Source organism: Escherichia sp. KTE172 (assembly GCF_000408845.1).
Lineage (GTDB): Bacteria > Pseudomonadota > Gammaproteobacteria > Enterobacterales > Enterobacteriaceae > Escherichia > Escherichia coli.
The window spans coordinates 4,486,682-4,489,979 of record NZ_KE137316.1 but is presented as its reverse complement, the minus strand read 5'-3'; the positions used below and the strand labels follow the sequence as shown (position 1 = coordinate 4,489,979).

Genomic DNA, 3,298 nt, shown 5'->3' with positions numbered 1-3,298 from the left:
GCATCCGTCAGGCGGCTGATCCCAAGCTGGCCTGCAAGCGCACAAAAGAAAACCCGCGCATAGGCGGGTTCAAGCATCAGCGGCTCATTAAAGGCCATGCTGGCAATATGCGGGAGATTACGCAGCTCTGCTGTCACTCTTCTCCTCCTCTGTTGATTGTCGCAGCCCGGATTCAAATGTCGCAGCCGCCCAGGCGGGCGGTTTAAGACCGGCTGCGCGGCGCTCCATCGTTTCACGGACCTGCTGGGCAAAAATTTCCTGATAGTCGTCGCCGCGTTTTGCGCACTCTTTCTCGTAGGTGCTCAGTCCGGCTTCTATCAGCATCACCGCTTCCTGTACTTCTTTCAGACCATCGATGGCCATACGACCGGAGCCTATCCAGTCGCAGTTCCCCCAGGCACTGCGGGCTTCCTGAAAACTGAAGCGCGCTTTTGAAGGTAACGTCACCACGCGGCGAACGATGGCCTCTTCCAGCCAGCACAGAAACATCTGGCTCGCCTGACGGGATGCGACGAATTTTCGCCGCCCCATAAAGTGCGCCCACGACTCGTTCGCGCTGGCCCGTGCCGTGGAGTAGCTCATCTGGGCGTAATTCCGGGAAAGCTGCTCATACGAGACACCCAGCCCGGCAGCGATATACCGCAGCAGTGACTGCTCAAAAACGGAGTAGCCGTTATCCGTGTCCTGAGCCGTCTGCAGGTTCAGTGAGTCACCCGGCATCAGGTGCGGCACTTTTGCGCCTCCCAGCCGGACCGGCGCTGCGGCGTAATACGCGGCAATTTCACCAATCCAGCCGGTCAGCCTTTCCCGCTGCTCCTGACTGTTCGCACCCAGAATAAAATCCATCGCTGACTGCGTATCCAGCTCACTCTCAATGGTGGCGGCATACATCGCCTTCACAATGGCGCTCTGCAGCTGCGTGTTCTGCAGCGTGTCGAGCATCTTCATCTGCTCCATCACGCTGTAAAACACATTTGCACCGCGAGTCTGCCCGTCCTCCACGGGTTCAAAAACGTGAATGAACGAGGCGCGCCCGCCGGGTAACTCACGGGGTATCCATGTCCATTTCTGCGGCATCCAGCCAGGATACCCGTCCTCGCTGACGTAATATCCCAGCGCCGCACCGCTGTCATTAATCTGCACACCGGCACGGCAGTTCCGGCTGTCGCCGGTATTGTTCGGGTTGCTGATGCGCTTCGGGCTGACCATCCGGAACTGTGTCCGGAAAAGCCGCGACGAACTGGTATCCCAGGTGGCCTGAACGAACAGTTCACCGTTAAAGGCGTGCATGGCCACACCTTCCCGAATCATCATGGTAAACGTGCGTTTTCGCTCAACGTCAATGCAGCAGCAGTCATCCTCGGCAAACTCTTTCCATGCCGCTTCAACCTCGCGGGAAAAGGCACGGGCTTCTTCCTCCCCGATGCCCAGATAGCGCCAGCTTGGGCGATGACTGAGCCGGAAAAAAGACCCGACGATATGATCCTGATGCAGCTGGATGGCGTTGGCGGCATAGCCGTTATTGCGTACCAGATCGTCTGCGCGGGCATTGCCACGGGTAAAGTTGGGCAGCAGGGCTGCATCCACACTTTCACCCGGTGGGTTCCACGCCCGCAACTGCCCACCAAATCCGCTGCCACCGCCGTGATAACCGGCATATTCACGCAGCGATGTCATGCCGTCCGGCCCCAGAAGGGTGGGAATGGTGGACGTTTTCATACATAAAATCCTGCAGGTCCCCTGCGTCGCTGTGTCATGCCGGTCTGCACTTCCAGCTCCGCAATGTATTTTTTCAGGTCAGACACGGAAGTGGCCGTAAACTCCACTCGCCGTCCGTCTTTCTGTACCGTTGCCACCCGTTTACCTGTCATCAGGTCATGCAGTGCCGCACGGGCAGCGGCAAGTTCTTCCTGTCGCGTCATTCATCCTCTCCGGATAAGGCACGGGCGTAATCTGCCAGTGTTTTCTTGTTGGTTGCTGCACCATCCTCTTCCTGCAGGCTCGCCAGCAGCGCACTGAGATCCAGCTGCCAGCGGGAAATACTGATGCGCAGCGCCGCCAGCGCATAAACGAAGCAGTCGAGCGCCTCATTGCGTCGCTTTTTGCTGTCCCACAGTATTTTTTTCCTGCCATCCACCCATTTTTCGACCTGCTCTTCAGCAGTCAGCTGCTGCGCTTCGGTCAGATCAAAAATATCCGGGTTATTCGGGAAGTGAACGGCACCGGGAAGCGGTTCATCCCCTTCCGGCGTCAGTGTGAAGCGGTTATAAATCTGCTCTTTCGCGGTATCCGTACCGATTTCGGTAAGGTAAACCCCGTTTTTGTTTCGCTTACGTGGCATGCTGGCCACCGGCTTTCCGTAGACGGATGCCCCTTTAATGGGGATTACCCGGAACAGCCCATGTTTTTTCGAGCGTTCATACACAATGGTCGGGTCAATCCCGCCAGTATCCCAGCAGATACGGGATATCGACATTTCTGCACCATTCCGGCGGGTATAGGTTTTATTGATGGCCTCATCCACACGCAGCAGCGTCTGTTCATCGTCGTGGCGGCCCATAATAATCTGCCGGTCAATCAGCCAGCTTTCCTCACCCGGCCCCCATCCCCATACGCGCATTTCGTAGCGGTCCAGCTGGGAGTCGATACCGGCGGTCAGGTAAGCCACACGGTCAGGAACGGGCGCTGAATAATGCTCTTTCCGCTCTGCCATCACTTCAGCATCCGGACGTTCGCCGATTTTCGCTTCCCATGTCTCACCGAGCGTGGTGTTCACGAAGGTTTTACGTTTTCCCGTATCCCCTTTCGTCTTCATCCAGTCTTTGACAATCTGCACCCAGGTGGTGAACGGGCTGTACGCCGTCCAGATGTGAAAGGTCACACTGTCCGGCGGCTCAATCTCTTCACCGGATGACGAAAACCAGAGAATGCCATCACGGGTCCAGATCCCGGTCTTTTCGCAGATATAACGGGCATCAGTAAAGTCCAGCTCCTGCTGGCGGATGACGCAGGCATTATGCTCGCAGAGATAAAACACGCTGGAGGGGTCATCCGGCGTCCATTTGAGGCCAAACGGCGTCTCTTTGTCGCCAAATTTAAGGTACTGCTCCTCCCCGCAGTGCGGGCAGGCAACATGAAAACGCATAAAATGCGGGGATTCACTGGCTGCACGCTCAATCTGACAGGCGCCTCTCACTTTGGGCGTGGAGCCACGGATGGACTTTGGCCAGACCGAGCCTTCAATACGCTTGTCACCCAGGAACGTCGGAGAGCCTTCCTGTTCAATATCATCATCAAA

The 3,298-nt window shown here is 56.9% G+C and carries 3 protein-coding genes and 1 pseudogene; all 4 read right to left on the bottom strand.

Translation table 11 applies throughout. The annotated features are described in order from the left end of the window. Window positions 1-137, bottom strand: a pseudogene (locus tag G434_RS31140) (S49 family peptidase); the annotation flags it as partial. Then, the gene (locus G434_RS03140) at window positions 118-1,719 is read right to left on the bottom strand and encodes a phage portal protein (RefSeq protein WP_016249748.1); all 1,602 of its coding nucleotides are present in this window, start codon (window positions 1,717-1,719) and stop codon (window positions 118-120) included. The gene G434_RS03140 and the pseudogene G434_RS31140, both read right to left, overlap by 20 nt. Continuing rightward, window positions 1,716-1,922 carry a phage head-tail joining protein gene (locus tag G434_RS03145; protein ID WP_000198149.1) on the bottom strand — a complete coding sequence of 69 codons (207 nt, stop codon included), beginning with the start codon at window positions 1,920-1,922 and terminating at the stop codon, window positions 1,716-1,718. The genes G434_RS03140 and G434_RS03145 overlap by 4 nt, the downstream gene beginning before the upstream one ends. Further along, window positions 1,919-3,298 (bottom strand): phage terminase large subunit family protein (locus G434_RS26520; protein ID WP_016249747.1); only part of this gene is annotated, 1,380 nt, incomplete at its 5' end. The genes G434_RS03145 and G434_RS26520, both read right to left, overlap by 4 nt.